We start from the raw sequence: 14,511 nt of genomic DNA, 5'->3' as shown, positions 1-14,511 counted from the left end.
CTCGAATCGTCGCCAGCGGACATATATTGCAACCCGGCTAGGATTTAGGTCGTGGCGTCGGAACCGCCCGGTATCGGCGGGGTGGGACGAGGAAGTTCCCGCGACGGCGGACGAAAATATACTCGAGGATGCCGTTGTTGACACGCTGACGGATCGCTGGCGTGACTTCGGTCAAATCGGTGCCGTTCATCGCCCGACGGACATCCTCAAAATCCGCGATTCGACGCTGCAGGGACGGAAAGTGGAGACTTGCTACTTTCTGGTCCGACCCGATATCGTCCGTCGATTCGAAGTGGCGGCGGAGGAGTTTCACCTTCCCGTCCGCGTCTCGGTTCGCACGGGCGGCTTTCTGTGCGTGACCGACGCGGCCGTGGTCTCTCGCGTCCGCTTCGATGTCGTCGACGAACTGGTCGATCCCGCTATCAGAGCCCAGATTCGACCCGACCCCTTCAACGAGGTCGTTCTCTGCGTGACCGGGACTGAACATCTCCATCACGCGGTCCTCGGAGGACTGTTCGTCGTACCAGTCTTCGAGCCGCTGGCGAAGATTGGCGATCACCTTCGTCGTCGCCCCCGCGAACGGCCCATCTTGGATGGTGACGTACTCCTCGGTCGCCTGGTTCCCCCCGAAGCCAACCTCGAAGCCCATGAACAGCGGCGAGGCCTCCGGAACCGGCTTCGAGTCGGGAATGCCAGCCGCGTCCTGGTGGTTCGCCGGGAGGCCAGCGCCGACGAACCCGGTCCGTCGTGAAGCGATCGTCGCGACATCGGTGAGTCGGGCGTCAACGGAGACGTCGTTCGCCTGGTCTTGCTCGCCCCGAAGGGCCTGTTCGGCTTCGAGCACCACGTCGGCGCGATCGCTCGCGAGGTGGACGACCGCGTCCTGCGTATCGAAGGTTGGGGACTCGAATGGTGAGAGCGCCCGTGGCTCGGGAAGCTCTACGTTCTCGGGGAGGGGCTCGTCGAACCGCTCGAAGTACGATGGCGAGTACGCGATCGAATGGAGCAAGCCCTCGTGGCTCCACTCGTAGGCCCGGTCCAGAACCGTGAGTGCTCGTTCAAGTGTCGACCGGGTGTCAGTCGACGGTTGACCATCCCCGTCGAAGTTGATGTAGAGGAGCACCTGGTGTTTCGGGAGTTGGGAGTTCCCGTGTTCGTCGTGGCGTATGTATTCGCGCCAGGCGTGTTGGCGTGAGGGTTTGGCGTTCGGATCACCGGTCGGGACCGGCTCGGAGCCACCGAGGTCCAAGCAGGCACTCAAGCCACTCGCGCCCCCAAGCGCAACGGCTGTTTTGAGCACCTGTCGCCGAGGAAGATCGTCGTCGAGCAGATTCATCACTACCTCGAACCTCTGAACTCGACGGAAAGCAGAGTTCTGGTTCGGTTCTCGAAGGAGCGTTCCTTTTGTCTCACTCGTTGTCTCCATTCTTCGCCTGTTCGGTGGCAAGCAGCCCGTCAACCAGCCGCGTGAAGCGGTCAACCAGACGATCCGCGATCGACGGCTCCACCAGCCGAAGCATCCGGGCAGTCTCCTCTGGGTGTGTAATAACGAGTGTCACGTGGTTACGAGCATCGCGCTGCTTCTCGACGAGGTCCTGTTCGACGAGGTGGTTGAGATGCCACTCGAGGGTACTGCGCGCGATATTTACCCCGTCGGCCACTGCGTTGGGTGCACTCGGGCCGTTGGCCATGAGGTAGACAAGGACGTCCCGTGCGGTTTCTCGACGGAGCACGGCCAACGCTCCCCGTTCCCAGGTTCCGTAGTCCGGCGTGTAATAATGCGTCCGGCCGTAGAGCGACTCCTCGAGGACGTCATCGGAGCGTTGGAGTTTCCTCAGATGGTACTGGACTTGCCCTGGTGCGAGATCAAGCGTCCGGGTAAGTTCATTGAAATGGATGCCGGGGTTCCGACGAACCTGCTGTGCAATTCGGTTTCGTGTTCCGGTCATTGTTTGATCGCTCATGGGTAGAGGATTGTTGGCGGAATCATAGCGCAGTTTCGAGGATGGTTTTGAGTGCTTCGTCGCCGGGTTTTCTGCGGACTCGTTTTCGAAGCTGTGACGCTCTGAGGTAGGGTGTGAGTTTGTCTTTGGAGACGCCCCGATGGGGGGAGAGCCACCGTCGCGCCAGCGACGCGTGGCTCTCGCAGGTGTTGACGTGCACGTCTCCATCAGCGTATTCACCCTCGCCGTGGACGACGTACTGCCGGTCAAAGGCGTCGTCCCCGTCGAGTGGTTCGTACGCCCGAAAGCCATCGGTATAGACGGTCAGCGACTCCTGCTGGCGGTCGCCAAGCAGGAGTCGAATCGTCGATTCGTCGGCGGCTTTCGCCGGGTGGACGTAGGTTTCTCCACTGCCGCGGTCAGCGAGAATGAACACTGGTGGCTTATCCTCGTGATACGTTCCACGACCGCGCGTGGACAGGCCACGCGAGCGCGACGGCCGATCGCGCTCGCGGCCCTTCTTCCCTGCGTTGACGTACAGCTCGTCGATTTCGACCGGCCCTTCGAGTTGTGGCCGAGGCGCGTCCAGCGCCCGCAGGAAGCGCTGGACGCGCCGGTAGACGGTCTTGTAGGAAACGGCGAGTTCAGCGTCCAGTTGCCGAATGCTCGTGTTCAGCCGGATATACGTGTAGATGGCGAGATACCACTTCCTGAGCGGTACCGACGAGTATTCGAAGACCGTGCCAGTCTTGTCGTTGAACGTGCGGCCGCAATCCTTACACAGATACCGTTGAAACTCTCGATAGCTGCCGTACCGAATCGCTGATTCGGCACGGCAGCGCGGGCAATAGACGCCGTCACGCCAGCGAATCTGTCCCAGCAGATTCGCGGCCCGACGCTCCGAGACGAACGTCTTCAATGGGAACATTGTTCGTCGGGTGGCGCGGTCGCGCCACCCTTGCCCGCTGTGACTTCCAGCTACTGCTCCAACTCACCAACAATCCGCTACAGAAGAGCGTTGTTTGATAGTCTCCGACTGCAGAGCGAACTCACCGATTCGACTATACAGATACCTTTGAGCCATGGCTTCTATATCTCACGGTTCGCCGTTCAAGTTCGCTGATTGAACCACAACTTCTGAGTCGACCTGGCTACTGTGGGTAACTATACCCGACTGGCCACGTCGGAGTGCTGGGGCTCAATCACATGCTGTCGATATCGTCACTCACCGCGGACGTTCTATTACCACTCCATTCCGGGCTTTCACTGTCCGATAGTCTGCTTTTTATTGCGCTCAGTGCAGGTACAGTGTTCTCGATACTCATCGCGTTGCTCTCGTTCGTCGCGTTTGTGAGGCGTCGGACGATATCGTATCTTCTCATAGCAGTCGCGTTCTCGACATTCCTCGGAAAGACTAGTCTAGGACTTACGTACCTGATGGGACGTATGAACCCCGAGATGCACCACTCGTTCGAACACTCACTCGATGTCGTCATGATGGCACTCGTACTTGCTGCAGTGTACTATGCCCGTTCGAGTGAGGGCAGAGAGCTCGGTTCTGACTGACGAGGAGAATGTGCCGGTCTACAATAACTTCGAGTATTGGACCAGTACGCCTACTCTAATCGGGATGTGAATTTAGAGTATGGACGAATCCTTGACCCCTACACGACGCAGACTCTTACACGTGCTTAGTGGAATGTCGCTTGTTGGACTGGCAGGCTGCGCCAGTGACGATCCTCAGTACGAGGATCTTCAGGGACCGGTTCCTGATGAGTACCAAACAGCGACTGCCCAGGGTGGGACTGAGCGCTCCGTGGGAAACCTCCAGTCGAAAGCAGGTGTCAACTACCACGATGCACAGGGGGCTGCCATCTGCGAGAACTGTGTCCACTATATCCGCGATAAGAATGACGACGGCCTCGGTGCCTGTAGCCTCGTCGAAGGTTACATCGAGCCGAACGCTTGGTGTACTATCTACGCGAGACACACCGAATAACGCCTATCTCACCCGGTCACACTCCCAAATTCATCCGGTCCTTCGTGTCTTTTTTGTTATGTTTCGACTGGCGACGGCGATATGGAAGCCTTCGTCATGTATCGACGAGGGCGAATCGTTGCCTTCGACTTCGGTCGTTGACCGGCACCAAGAGGGTGTCATAGAACTGTTCTCATGGCTTTCGACGGATTCAGCGTCACCAGCTCCGAGCCTGCTGTCTGCGGCTACATGGGTAGTACGGTCGCTAAGCTAAATCACGCCAACCGAGAAAGAACAGTCACTATACGGAAATAAAATGCCTATCTTTGAACAATTCTAAGCGCCGTGCACCTAGTGCACGCTCTTCTACGACTGTAACTCTCTAAAAAGGTAATGAGGCTGACTGTACCGTGTGAAGACTTCTATGACACGCTGCGGCACCAACCCAACTTTCGTTTCTTGATCCATCACCCACTGAGGGGCTGGTAGATCGGTGGTTCGATATGCGGAACCTGAATCCCAAACAGCGCGAGACTGTGCGCGATCGGCATCAGCCCGAGGAACAGGAACGCCACCCCAAGCGCACGGTGGAGTCGCTGACGGTTGGTCGCATCGACCGACTGGACGATCGTTCCGTAGATGAACAGCGTGGGGAAGGTCCCTAATCCGAGAACACCGAGCGTGAGGACACCGGCGAGCGGAGAACCGCGCGCGAACGCGTACAGGTAGGCCGGGTAGAGAAGCGGGCACGGGAGCAAGCCGTGGATGAGCCCCAGACCGACGATACCTGGGCCCTGGGCCCACCCGTCGATACGTGACTGGAGCGTTCCGAAGACGCCGGCGAGTCGTCCCACAAGTGGAAGTTCAATACTGCTTCCGTGGCTGCCGTGTCTCCCGCTCACGTATCGGAGGCCGGTCCCAACAATCAGGAGGCCGATGACCAACCCGACCGTTGCGCGTACGGCACCGCTGAATACCAGGACGACCGACGCAGCGTCGAACACGAATGCGCCTGCAAGTCCGAAGAGTCCGCCCAACGCGGCATAACTCACTGTTCGACCACCGTTGAACAGGAGGTGTTGGCGGAGTTCCCGAAACGTAATCCCAGACCGCTCGGGACTGCTCGTTGCACTTCCTCCGAACTGTTTGGCATACATCGTTACCAGGGGGCCACACATCCCGAGGCAGTGTGCCCCACCGAGGAGACCGATCAGGAAGAACGCAGAGAGTTCGATCTGCTCGGACGTTACTAACCCAGTATGGAGTACCACTGACGAGAGTGTCTCAGCCGCTGGAGCACCGAGTGTCATCCTGTCACCACTAGATAGTCCGAGTTCTAGCCCGCTGTTTCGTCTCTATGATTATAAGAGCATCATCCGAATCCAGACGAACGAGAACGGACCAAGAGTACGCGGTGACGTGTATTCGAGACTCAAACCAGATACCCCAAATGTTCGAGACCGTAAGTACCCATTATGCACAGACGAACGTTTCTCAGGTCGACCGGAGCAATTGGAGCAATCGGTGGACTTGCCGGGTGTCTCGGGAGCGTTGGCCTCGGCGATTCGAATCCTAATGTCGCTCTCGGGGAACCCAACCGAGAATTCGAGAGTAGCGACGTTCCGTATCCAGCGTGGGGCGAACAGATTCCGGATGTAACTGTCCCCGCACCAGTCGATTCCCGAGAGATTCGTCTGCGTGACATCGAGACACCGTCACTTCTCACATTCTTTTACAGTCATTGCCGAACCGTCTGTCCCGTCCTCATCTCGACACAGCGAAACATCCAGGCCCACGCACAAAACAACGGGTACAGCGACGCCGTTTCGTTCTTCCCGACGACGTTCGACCCCTCCCGTGACACTGCCGAGCGCCTTCGGACGTACGCCGACGATATGAACGTCGACGCCGATCACGAGAACTGGCACTTCCTCCGGCCAGCCTCGAAGGAGCGAGCCAAGGCAGTCGTACAGGACCAGTTTGGCGTCGCCTTCCAGCGCACCGAACCCGAGGACATGGACATGTATATGTTCACACACTCGGCCCTGACGCTGCTCGTCAACGCCGACGGGTTCGTCGAGCGCGCTTATCGCTCGAAATCGCCGGATGAAGAAACTATCATCTCTGATCTGAGAACGGTGAGAAACGCGTGAACCGTCGGCAGGCCGTTGCTACTATCGCAGGGCTCGGACTCACCGGGGGAAGTCTGTGGGTTGCCCAAAACGGTCTGCCGGGCATACAATCCCGAGGTGAGGGGCAACTCCCAATCCGCGTCGAGACCCTGGACGCACGCGGATCAACTGCCGGTCAGGCACTCGTACCCACACCAGATACAGTCACTGTGGTCGATCTCTTCGCCACCTGGTGTGCCCCTTGCGACGACCAGCTCGAGATTCTGAACGCGATTCAGCCCGAATATGAGGAGGTATCGTTTATCTCCGTGACGAACGAACGCCCGAGCGAGACGCTGACCAGAGCCGACATTGCCGAGTGGTGGAGTCGCAATAATGGTGCCTGGACTGTCGGCTTGGACCCCGGTAGCGAGCTGCTGGCGGCGTTCGGAGCGGGCGGACTCCCCTACATCGCCATCACCGACGAGAACGGAACCATCGAGTTCGGTCACAGCGGGCTCGCCGGGGAGAAAACACTCCGAGACCAACTCGATTCACTGGTGTAACATGGTCGAACCTGCAGTCGTTGGGGCGCTGGCCTTCGCTGCAAGCGCTGGCGTCGCGACGTTCTTCGCCCCCTGTGCGTTCCCGCTTCTTCCGGGCTACGTGGGGTACTATCTGAGCGAGAACGATGGGGATACGGGGATGCTCGCACCTGCTGGTGCCGCTGCCGGAGGCGCACTCGGTGCTCTCGCCGTCGTCGCGTTGCTCGTCCTGGCAGTGGGTCAGCCAGTGAAGACCGCACTGCCGGTACTCGAACCGATTATCGGGGTCGGGCTGATCGCCTTCGGCATCGCGACGCTCATGAACCGCGGACCGGAACTTCGCGTCCCACTACCCGAACGACCGGCGTCAGTAACTGGATTCGGTGTCTTCGGTGCCGTGTATGCAGTGGCCGCAGCGGGCTGTGTGGTGCCACTCCTCTTCGGCGTGGTCACCCAAGCGCTCGCATTACCGGCGCATTCGAGTGCCCTCGTACTGGCCGTGTATGCACTCGGGGTGACGCTCCCACTTGTTGGAGTGACGTTGCTCGCGGGCGTCGGAATCGACTCCTGGCGCTCCTTGGGAACGTACTCAAGGCGGGTCCAACAGGTTGCGGCCCTGGTGATGATAATAGCCGGTGCTGGGCAGATCTACCTTGCAGTGTTCGAACTGGGCGTTCTGTGACGGGACCAGGACCCAAAGTGAGCTCTCAGCCCGCTACAGATCCCTCGTTTTGGGTGATTTTCACGCGTCGAGTCCCGACGGCGAGTATTGTCGCCAGTATCGTCAGCGCAACAGCGCCCGCAGCTGCGATCTCGTGTGCTGGGGAGACGTGCTGGACGGTGCCGTTCACAATCGGTTCGACCGGCAACAGGGTGTGATGCGGTGTCCCGACAATCGGGACGAAGTAGTCGACAAGATCGTTGAATCCGTACCAGATTACGGCAACGAGAATCGCTCGACCCGGAAAGTCACTGTAGCGATGGATGAGGAACGCTTGGACGACCATCCCCAAGTGTGAGACGAACAGGAACGCGTACATCGCGTTCGAGGCGAGTTCTCGTCCGAGTAGTGGAACGACCTGCGATGGTGGCGTGACCGTCGCGAGAAACGCGTCTGCGAACACCGTCAGGACGTACGGCGTCCAGAGGCCGAGTTTGATACAACCGAAAAACGCCAACACGTTCAGGTACTCGTTCGACCGGCCGAGTTTGTACAGCGCCAGCGAGCAGGCGATGAACAGCGTAGCCGTCGGACTGTCCGGGACGACCGGCCACGCGACGACCGGTTCGAGTTGGAACTGGGGGATGTAGTACCAGAAGCCGAATGCCGTTCCCGCGACATTGATCGCGACGATTACCCACGCGTACTGCAGGGCAACCGTCTCGATCCGCCGAGGAAGTGGCGCGAGATACCGAGGGAGGCGCTCAGTCGTGTCCGCGCCCATCTGGAGAGGGTGTCTGTGTGGGTCCCAGGGTGTCGGCTTCTGTGAGGAGCGCCACCAGATCCGCTTCAGTCACCGGCTGTTCGGTCGCCCCCAGCCCTGCATCGCGAGCCACACGAACCGCACTCGGCGGGTGAAGGTTCGCGTCCGTCAACAGCGCGTCGTCGTAGAACACCTCGCGGGGCGTTCCGCTTCCGACGACGTTGCCGTCGGCCATCACACAGACTCGATCTGCGACTTCAGCGGCAAATTCGAGGTCGTGCGTCGACAGGACGACGCTGATACCGTCCTCGTGAATCTGCTGGATTCGCTCGGCGACCAGCTGGGACCGCTCGGGGTCGAGCCCTGCGAGCGGTTCGTCCAGCACGACCACGCTCGGTTCGAGCACGAGCACGCCGGCGAGGCCGACGAGGCGTTTCTCGCCACCGCTCAGATAGTGAGGAATCCGGTCTTCGAGGTGGCCCGCGTCGACAGTCGCGAGCGCTTCACGAGCGCGCGCTCTCGCTTCATCACCGGGGACGCCGTAGTTCTGGAGGCCGAACATCACGTCATCGAGGACCGTGGGCGCGACGAGTTGCGTATCGGCGTCCTGGAAGACGAACCCGACTTCTCTCCGTGCGTGTGCCTTGTTGTCTTCGGTGATCGGCGTGCCGTCGACGACGAGTTCGCCGTCGTCGGGAACGAGCGTCGCGTTCAGGTGTTCGAGGAGCGTCGACTTCCCGGCACCGTTGCCGCCGACGAGTGCGACGACTTCGTCGGGGTACACCGAGAAGTCGACGTCGTGCATGCCGACCGTTCCGTCGGGGTAGGTGTGGGCCTCACACTGGAGGTCGACGAGCGGTGAATCGTCTCGACTCACAGTCTCACCCCGTAGACCGCGACTGCCGCGTACCCGACGACCACTACGTACGAGCCGACGACGACGACCAGTTCGTGGGTCGGTGGCCGCGAGACGTCTCCGTACAGCGTGATGTTGCCGTCGTACCCGCGGGCTTCCATGGACTTGACGAGGCGTTCGGACTGCTCGATCGCCGACAACATCGTCATCCCGAGGATTCTGGCGTACAGCCGTTTGTTCGACCAGAACTCCGAGAAGTTCGCTCCACGGGAGAGCGCGGCTTTCACCAGGTCCTCGAGCGTCTCGATCATGACGAACGTGAACCGGTAGGTGAGCAAGGCGACTTGGTCGATCGGTCGGGGGAGCAGCCGCCCGAGCATGTGCGCCACGTCGGTGTATTTCGTCGTCATCGACGCCGCCAGCGTGAACGTGACGACCGTGAGCGACCGACAGCTGAGCTCGGCGAAGAGGACGAGCCCCGCCCACGTGACCGAGAGTTCACCGACCGGTGTCGAGAGCGCGCCTCCGATCGGCGTGCCCGGTTCGAGAAACGCCAGCGGTCCGGCGACGGAGACGATGAACAGTAACGGGAGCGTGTACCAGCCGGCCAGCCGCCGGTATGGGAGCCCCGCGAGACCGTAGACGGCCAGCACGACGCCGTACAGTCCGGCCAGGAGTGCGAGTCGGTCGAACACCGTGACTGCGAGGACGAGCGCGCCGACGATGCCGACTTTCGTCCAGGGGTTGACGCGGTGTAACGGTCCGTCTCGCCGTTCGGCGAACGCCGTGATGAGCCGCGGATCGGGAACGTGGTTCGAGAGTGTCGTCACGGTTACCGAGCTGGGCGTTCTCCGTCCTCGAAGCCACCGTAGCGGTCGACGTAGACGTACATGCCGACACCGAGCACGATCATAAGGAGGACGAGCCCGCCGAACTCGAGCATCATCCCGCCTTTGCGGATCGGGCCAGCGACGACGATTCCGCGGCCAAAGTCGACGAGCGCGCCGCCACCGTCCTGTACACCGCGCTGGAGCGCTTTCGCAGAGCGTTTGGCCCACGGCAGTGCGCCGCCGGTGGCGGTGAAGCCCCAGTAGCCGGCCGCGAGAAAGGCAGCGAAGAGGCCAGCAAGACCACCGTACTGCTTCCAGCGCTGCATCAGGCCGTCACCCCGGTCGGCTCCTCCTGGGTGTCACGGTCGGCGAGGCCGACGAGGTCGGGGCGGACGGACGCGAGGAACTGAACGATGAATCCCGTCAGGATACCCTCGATGACTGCGACGCCGAGGTTGAGCCCGACGAGACCAGCGACCGCGATCGTCAGGTCACCACGCGGCAGCGCGCTCCCGTTCACGCCGCTGATGACGATGATCGCTCCCATCAGGAACGCACCTGCCGAGAGGCCGAGCGTCGCGGCACTGGCGCCGGCGGGGAAGACATCCCAGTCCATCCCCATCAGGGTCTTGAACGCGTAGTAGGCGACGATAGCTTCGCTCGCGTTCACGAGCGTATTCGCGCCGAGGAGGCCGACTGCACCGTGGCCGAGTGCTGCCGAGAAGATGTTCACGACCAGTGCGATGAGCGCTCCGAGCAGCGGCCCGGCGAGGATGCCGACGAGGCCGGTGAGGTTCATGTGGATGCCACCCCAGACGGGGATATTCAGCTGGAAGATTGCGAAACTCGCTGCCGCACCGATTCCGGCGAGTGCGATCTGGTGGGTCTTGATTCCGCCCTTGCGGATCCGATAGACGACTGCACCGACGAGTGCCACGCCGAGGGTCGTCCACAGCACAAGTGCCCACAGGGGGAACGAGCCTTCACCGAGGTGGATGTGTGCCATCGTGTTATTAACAATAAAGACTATTCTATTAAATCTGGCTATATCTAATCCGTCAGTTAATATCTCGGCAGATAGCTAATATGAGAGCTTAGTAAGGAGGGCATATTGACACGGACACTCTCGACGAATCGGATACTGGCCAATACCTGAACGCTTGCAGAAAATGACGACCATCTCACCGTAGGTTCGCTTAGTGGTTCTTGGACTCAATCGATCTCGATGAGATCGTATGCATTGAGAAGAAGAGTCTCAACTTTTGCATGCATTCCGAAGTTGAGACTACAGCGGGCATAGAGGGCCTGTAATGCGTGTTATCGCCCGAATCGATAATCGGAATCTTCGTCAGATCGCTTTCTGAACGGCCACTGTTGTTCCACAGGCAACTATTCCAGCGGATTTCGGAGACTCTGGATAGTGTCGCCACTGAGAAGACACGCTATCGCGAGGAGAGTCTCGTTACTATCCGATTCCCGTTTTCTTCTTTACCAGCGTCAGCGTGTTGTCGGCTGTCACAATGGGCGAGTGTTCGTACTCGCCGGTCAACTGTACCTGCACAAGCAAATCAACAGCCCGCCAGACCGAGTACAGCAGACACGCGAACGCGAAATAGAAGAACCGCAGGCCGAAGTGCTTCGAGGTCGTCGCACCCATGAACCGCTTGATCGACTTGTACCCGCTCTCAATCTCCCATCTGTATCCGTACTCAGTAAGGAGCCCGCTATTTCGATTCGTCATGAACACCGAATACTGCTGGTGATCGGTGTGTTCGGAGTTCTCTTTCCGTCGGTAGATCAGCGTCGTCGAGTGCCACTCGTTGTCGCCGAGATGTAGTTTCCGATCTGTCTCGTACCGGTCCTTGTTGCGCTTGAGAAGTCGTTTCGCCTGCGCTTTCTCACTCGTCTGCATCCGCTTCGGCACGACGTAGGACAGCCCACGTTGACTCAGCATCTCCAAGATGTGCTGACTGTCGAACTCCCGGTCCATCAGCACGTTATCGACATGAACAGCCGCCTCTGCCGAATCCAAGAGGTCCTCGACGATCTCCTTGCGCGTATCGCCTTTCCGGACTGGGCGCGCATCAAGGACTATTGGAACAGCGTTCCCAACCAGCTGGACCGTCGCCCACTGGTAGGCGTACTCGTCGGTTTTCTCCTTCGTCCCGATAATCTCGTCTTCGTGGTCCGTCCTATCGCCCGTGAAGGGATCGTCCTCGGTGACATCGATCGCGACAATGCCGGCTCGGAGGAATTCCTCAGTCTCCGCGACACGGCCCAGCAGTCGGCCAATGGCTTGGCGGTACATCTCCCGAATCTGTTCGATGGTGAGGTCGCGTATATGCTCCCGATGGGCGTGGCCGAGCGGTGTCCGCTCCCGATTAGATTCGTGAATGAAGCTCCGAGCCCCTTCGTTGACGGCAAGGTTCTCACGGAGTCCGAGATAGGTCTGGAGATCCCAGTAGGCGTTCTCGTGGATCTCACAGCCCTCGCCTCGGTCCAGTGAGAACGCTGGTAATGCAACGCAACTCACCTGCTCAGTGACGGTCTCGGCCTGCTCTAATACGGTCTGGTCGTCAGGATCTGATTCCGTACTCCCGTTCTCGTATCTGCGGCTCTGATGTTCTGGATCGCGCGGGACTGTGACGCCTGCATTCTGGGCTTTGATGAGGATGGTCCGCGCTGTTGTCTCGACGGTGTCTTGGAGATCAGCAGTGAACCGATGGTGCCAGCTCCGCCACAGGGTGGACTGATTGGGGACCGACTCCAGGCCAAGTTGATCACAGAGATCGGGATGCTTGGTGAGGTATTCGACGAGCGCGGTTTCGTGGTCCCAGCCATGGCATTCTTTCAGCAGGAATAGGCGAAACAGCGTCTCCATCTCGTAGCTTGTTGAGCCTGCATACCGGTCGTGAGCATCGAACTGGACGTATGTGAGTGGCACTGCGTGGACGAATTGATCAACGCTATTGTGATCGTCATGTTGGAACCAGGTTTCCGCAACGAGCCGAACATCTGATTCCAGTGCGGGGAGAGAAGAGCGATCGAATAGCGGGCACGACTCGTACGTGGGCCAGTCGGCGTAGGATCGCTGGGCGATTTGCCGGAAGACAGTACGGCGAGACTCACGTGTCAGGGCCACGGCGGGATGGTGGCAGCGACACGCTCAAGTAGTCGTCCAACTGCATAGTACAACAGCCATAGCTCGAATCAAATCTTCTCGTTCGGTCGGTCAATGTCACCGTCCACAGCCGGGCCAACGACCCAGTCTGTGGGGATGAGTTTGGTATCGACGCCGGTATCGATCTCGACTTTGCCCTGGATTGGCTCTCGATGCTGTTTGTGGATCGGTGGGAGTTCTGTCACAATCGCGTCTGTCGTGTAGCCGTAGACAGTACTGTCAGGGCCGTCGACGTAGTAGGCGATTCTATCCCCCTGTGCATACGGAAGGTCGCTGGTGGCCGTTGCTGGGTCGATAGGCTGGTCGTCTGTGGGGCTGGTGGCGGAGTAAGCATCTATGTGTTCGCCTTGCCGAGCAACGTCGACGCGTTGGATCGAGAAACTCGCCAGAGAGGCCACGTCATCACGACGCTCAGTCCACTCCGACAGTGTCTGTTCGATCCAGTCAATGGTAAGCTCACTCCGCTTGTCCACATCCAGTTGCCACTCATTGCGTCGCCGTTCTCCCGCCGGATCCTCATATTCCACACGAATGTAGAACTGTGACTCAGTATCTGCGGCAATGATCTCAACATCCAAGGTGTCGTCACCGACCGTAATTTCAGCCATACTACCCGTCTACGTCTAAAATCACTTAACTCGGACTATCAGACAACAGAATACAGCTGATTGAATCATTGTTGTTCGTGCCGCGTTGAATAGCGATCTAATCGGCGGTTATCACGGGTTAGAAGGGCGAAGTCGAGGAAATCGATTCTGGCTATGGAAGTCGATCTCCTCGACTTCGTGGAGCAGTGTCGGCAGCTAGTCAAACAAGCGTTGGGGAAGCACGCGGGCGAGCCCGCCAGCGGCGGGTTCGCCCGCTGGAAGCACGTTGTTCTCCACTGTTTCCGGCTCGAAGACAGCCACAGCTACCGTGAAACGCCGAATCGGCTACAGTATATGACCGATATTTGTGACGCACTTGGCCTAGATCCGGACAATCTGCCTGACTTCACTACGCTCTACAAATCGTTCGACCGGTTGGAAATGTGGGTCTGGCGGGCGTTGCTGCGCGTTTCAGCGCAGCAACACCCGCAGTCTGGTCACGCAGCTCTGGACAGCACGTTCTTCGACCGTCGCTCAGCCTCGTCGTACTACCGCCAGCGGTCAGGAAGTAACGTCCAGACACTGAAAGTGACGACACTAACGGATAGAGAGTCCCTTGCTGTTCTTGACGTACATATCTCCGCCCGATGGAAACACGATACGAAGACCGGGCCGCAGGTCGTCCGCCGGAACGCGGACGACCTGCTATCAGTGGCTGCTGACAAAGCTTTCCACAACTGGATCACGAAATACGAGTTCTAAGCCCTCGGTGTCGAGCCACTCATCTTACAGCGTGGATCGAAACCGTTGACGCGAGGACATAACACACTCATCCGGGCAAAAGGCTACTCTCAGCGCTGGATGGCCGAAACTTCGTATTCAACAACGAAGCGCTCGCTCGGCGATGCCGTGCGAGCGCTCGGCTGGTATCGACAGTTCCGTGAAATCGTCCTCATGTTCGCCATCTCCAACATAGAACCGCTCTGTGAGCCACTCTAACTGTGACTCAGAATCTATTCAACACGGCAGTAAATTTTGATCATCACTCACCCAAGA

General features: G+C 59.3%; 16 protein-coding genes and 1 pseudogene. 6 read left to right on the top strand and 11 right to left on the bottom strand.

Annotated features, from left to right (window positions below; translation table 11 throughout):
* Nucleotides 1-37 precede the first annotated feature (37 nt).
* From MU521_RS15460 to MU521_RS15450, 3 genes are all read right to left on the bottom strand, one after another.
* A complete protein-coding gene (locus tag MU521_RS15460; RefSeq protein WP_394327230.1) occupies nt 38-1,330 on the bottom strand; it encodes a DUF7405 family protein in 1,293 nt (430 codons plus the stop codon).
* A 79-nt stretch (nt 1,331-1,409) separates the two neighbouring features.
* Nucleotides 1,410-1,949: a winged helix-turn-helix transcriptional regulator gene (locus MU521_RS15455; RefSeq protein WP_092694752.1), complete on the bottom strand. Its 540-nt coding sequence runs from the start codon at nt 1,947-1,949 to the stop codon at nt 1,410-1,412.
* 37 nt (nt 1,950-1,986) lie between these two features.
* Entirely contained in the window at nt 1,987-2,871 is an 885-nt protein-coding gene (locus MU521_RS15450; RefSeq protein WP_092694741.1) for an IS1595 family transposase, read from the bottom strand.
* Between the two features lie 278 nt (nt 2,872-3,149).
* On the opposite strand from MU521_RS15450, the gene MU521_RS15445 reads away from it, so the two are divergent.
* Together MU521_RS15445 and MU521_RS15440 are read left to right on the top strand one after the other, a co-directional pair.
* On the top strand, nt 3,150-3,509 hold the full coding sequence (locus MU521_RS15445; protein WP_432613035.1) for a DUF7471 family protein: 360 nt from the start codon (nt 3,150-3,152) through the stop codon (nt 3,507-3,509).
* A gap of 79 nt (nt 3,510-3,588) precedes the next feature.
* Entirely contained in the window at nt 3,589-3,942 is a 354-nt protein-coding gene (locus MU521_RS15440; RefSeq protein WP_092695383.1) for a high-potential iron-sulfur protein, read from the top strand.
* Nucleotides 3,943-4,388: 446 nt separating this feature from the next.
* Here the strand turns inward: MU521_RS15440 and MU521_RS15435 are convergent, their stop codons facing one another.
* Entirely contained in the window at nt 4,389-5,231 is an 843-nt protein-coding gene (locus MU521_RS15435) for a sulfite exporter TauE/SafE family protein (protein WP_245681239.1), read from the bottom strand.
* A 165-nt stretch (nt 5,232-5,396) separates the two neighbouring features.
* Between MU521_RS15435 and MU521_RS15430 the strand changes: the two genes are divergently transcribed.
* Genes MU521_RS15430 through MU521_RS15420 form a run of 3 tightly spaced genes read left to right on the top strand, consistent with a single transcriptional unit; the run spans nt 5,397 to nt 7,259 of the window.
* Nucleotides 5,397-6,074, top strand: coding sequence for an SCO family protein (locus MU521_RS15430; protein ID WP_092695385.1), 678 nt, complete (start codon nt 5,397-5,399; stop codon nt 6,072-6,074).
* Nucleotides 6,071-6,598, top strand: a complete 528-nt coding sequence (locus MU521_RS15425; protein WP_092695387.1) for a TlpA family protein disulfide reductase — start codon at nt 6,071-6,073, stop codon at nt 6,596-6,598. Before MU521_RS15430 ends, MU521_RS15425 begins: the two co-directional genes overlap by 4 nt.
* Nucleotide 6,599: 1 nt before the next feature.
* Entirely contained in the window at nt 6,600-7,259 is a 660-nt protein-coding gene (locus MU521_RS15420) for a cytochrome c biogenesis protein CcdA (RefSeq protein WP_092695389.1), read from the top strand.
* Nucleotides 7,260-7,284: 25 nt separating this feature from the next.
* Here the strand turns inward: MU521_RS15420 and MU521_RS15415 are convergent, their stop codons facing one another.
* From MU521_RS15415 to MU521_RS15385, 7 genes are all read right to left on the bottom strand, one after another.
* A complete protein-coding gene (locus MU521_RS15415; protein ID WP_092695391.1) occupies nt 7,285-8,022 on the bottom strand; it encodes a DUF1405 domain-containing protein in 738 nt (245 codons plus the stop codon).
* Nucleotides 8,003-8,806, bottom strand: coding sequence for an energy-coupling factor ABC transporter ATP-binding protein (locus MU521_RS15410; protein WP_284731984.1), 804 nt, complete (start codon nt 8,804-8,806; stop codon nt 8,003-8,005). The genes MU521_RS15415 and MU521_RS15410 overlap by 20 nt, the downstream gene beginning before the upstream one ends.
* A 68-nt stretch (nt 8,807-8,874) precedes the next feature.
* The gene (locus MU521_RS15405) at nt 8,875-9,687 is read right to left on the bottom strand and encodes an energy-coupling factor transporter transmembrane component T family protein (protein ID WP_092695395.1); all 813 of its coding nucleotides are present in this window, start codon (nt 9,685-9,687) and stop codon (nt 8,875-8,877) included.
* Nucleotides 9,688-9,689: 2 nt separating this feature from the next.
* Entirely contained in the window at nt 9,690-10,013 is a 324-nt protein-coding gene (locus MU521_RS15400) for a cobalamin transport operon protein (protein WP_092695397.1), read from the bottom strand.
* Nucleotides 10,013-10,693, bottom strand: coding sequence for an energy-coupling factor ABC transporter permease (locus MU521_RS15395; protein WP_092695399.1), 681 nt, complete (start codon nt 10,691-10,693; stop codon nt 10,013-10,015). Before MU521_RS15395 ends, MU521_RS15400 begins: the two co-directional genes overlap by 1 nt.
* A 459-nt stretch (nt 10,694-11,152) precedes the next feature.
* Entirely contained in the window at nt 11,153-12,829 is a 1,677-nt protein-coding gene (locus tag MU521_RS15390; protein WP_092695401.1) for a transposase, read from the bottom strand.
* 68 nt (nt 12,830-12,897) lie between these two features.
* Nucleotides 12,898-13,476 (bottom strand): hypothetical protein, encoded by a 579-nt coding sequence (locus tag MU521_RS15385; protein WP_092695403.1) that lies wholly within the window; start codon nt 13,474-13,476, stop codon nt 12,898-12,900.
* 153 nt (nt 13,477-13,629) lie between these two features.
* Here MU521_RS15385 and MU521_RS15380 point away from each other — a divergent pair.
* Nucleotides 13,630-14,454: pseudogene (locus MU521_RS15380) on the top strand (IS5 family transposase).
* The last annotated feature ends 57 nt before the right edge of the window (nt 14,455-14,511 follow it).

Source organism: Halorientalis regularis, assembly GCF_023698535.1.
GTDB classification, from domain to species: Archaea; Halobacteriota; Halobacteria; order Halobacteriales; family Haloarculaceae; genus Halorientalis; species Halorientalis regularis.
The sequence above is the reverse complement of the archived record's forward strand: the minus strand, read 5'-3'. Positions and strand labels throughout refer to the sequence as shown.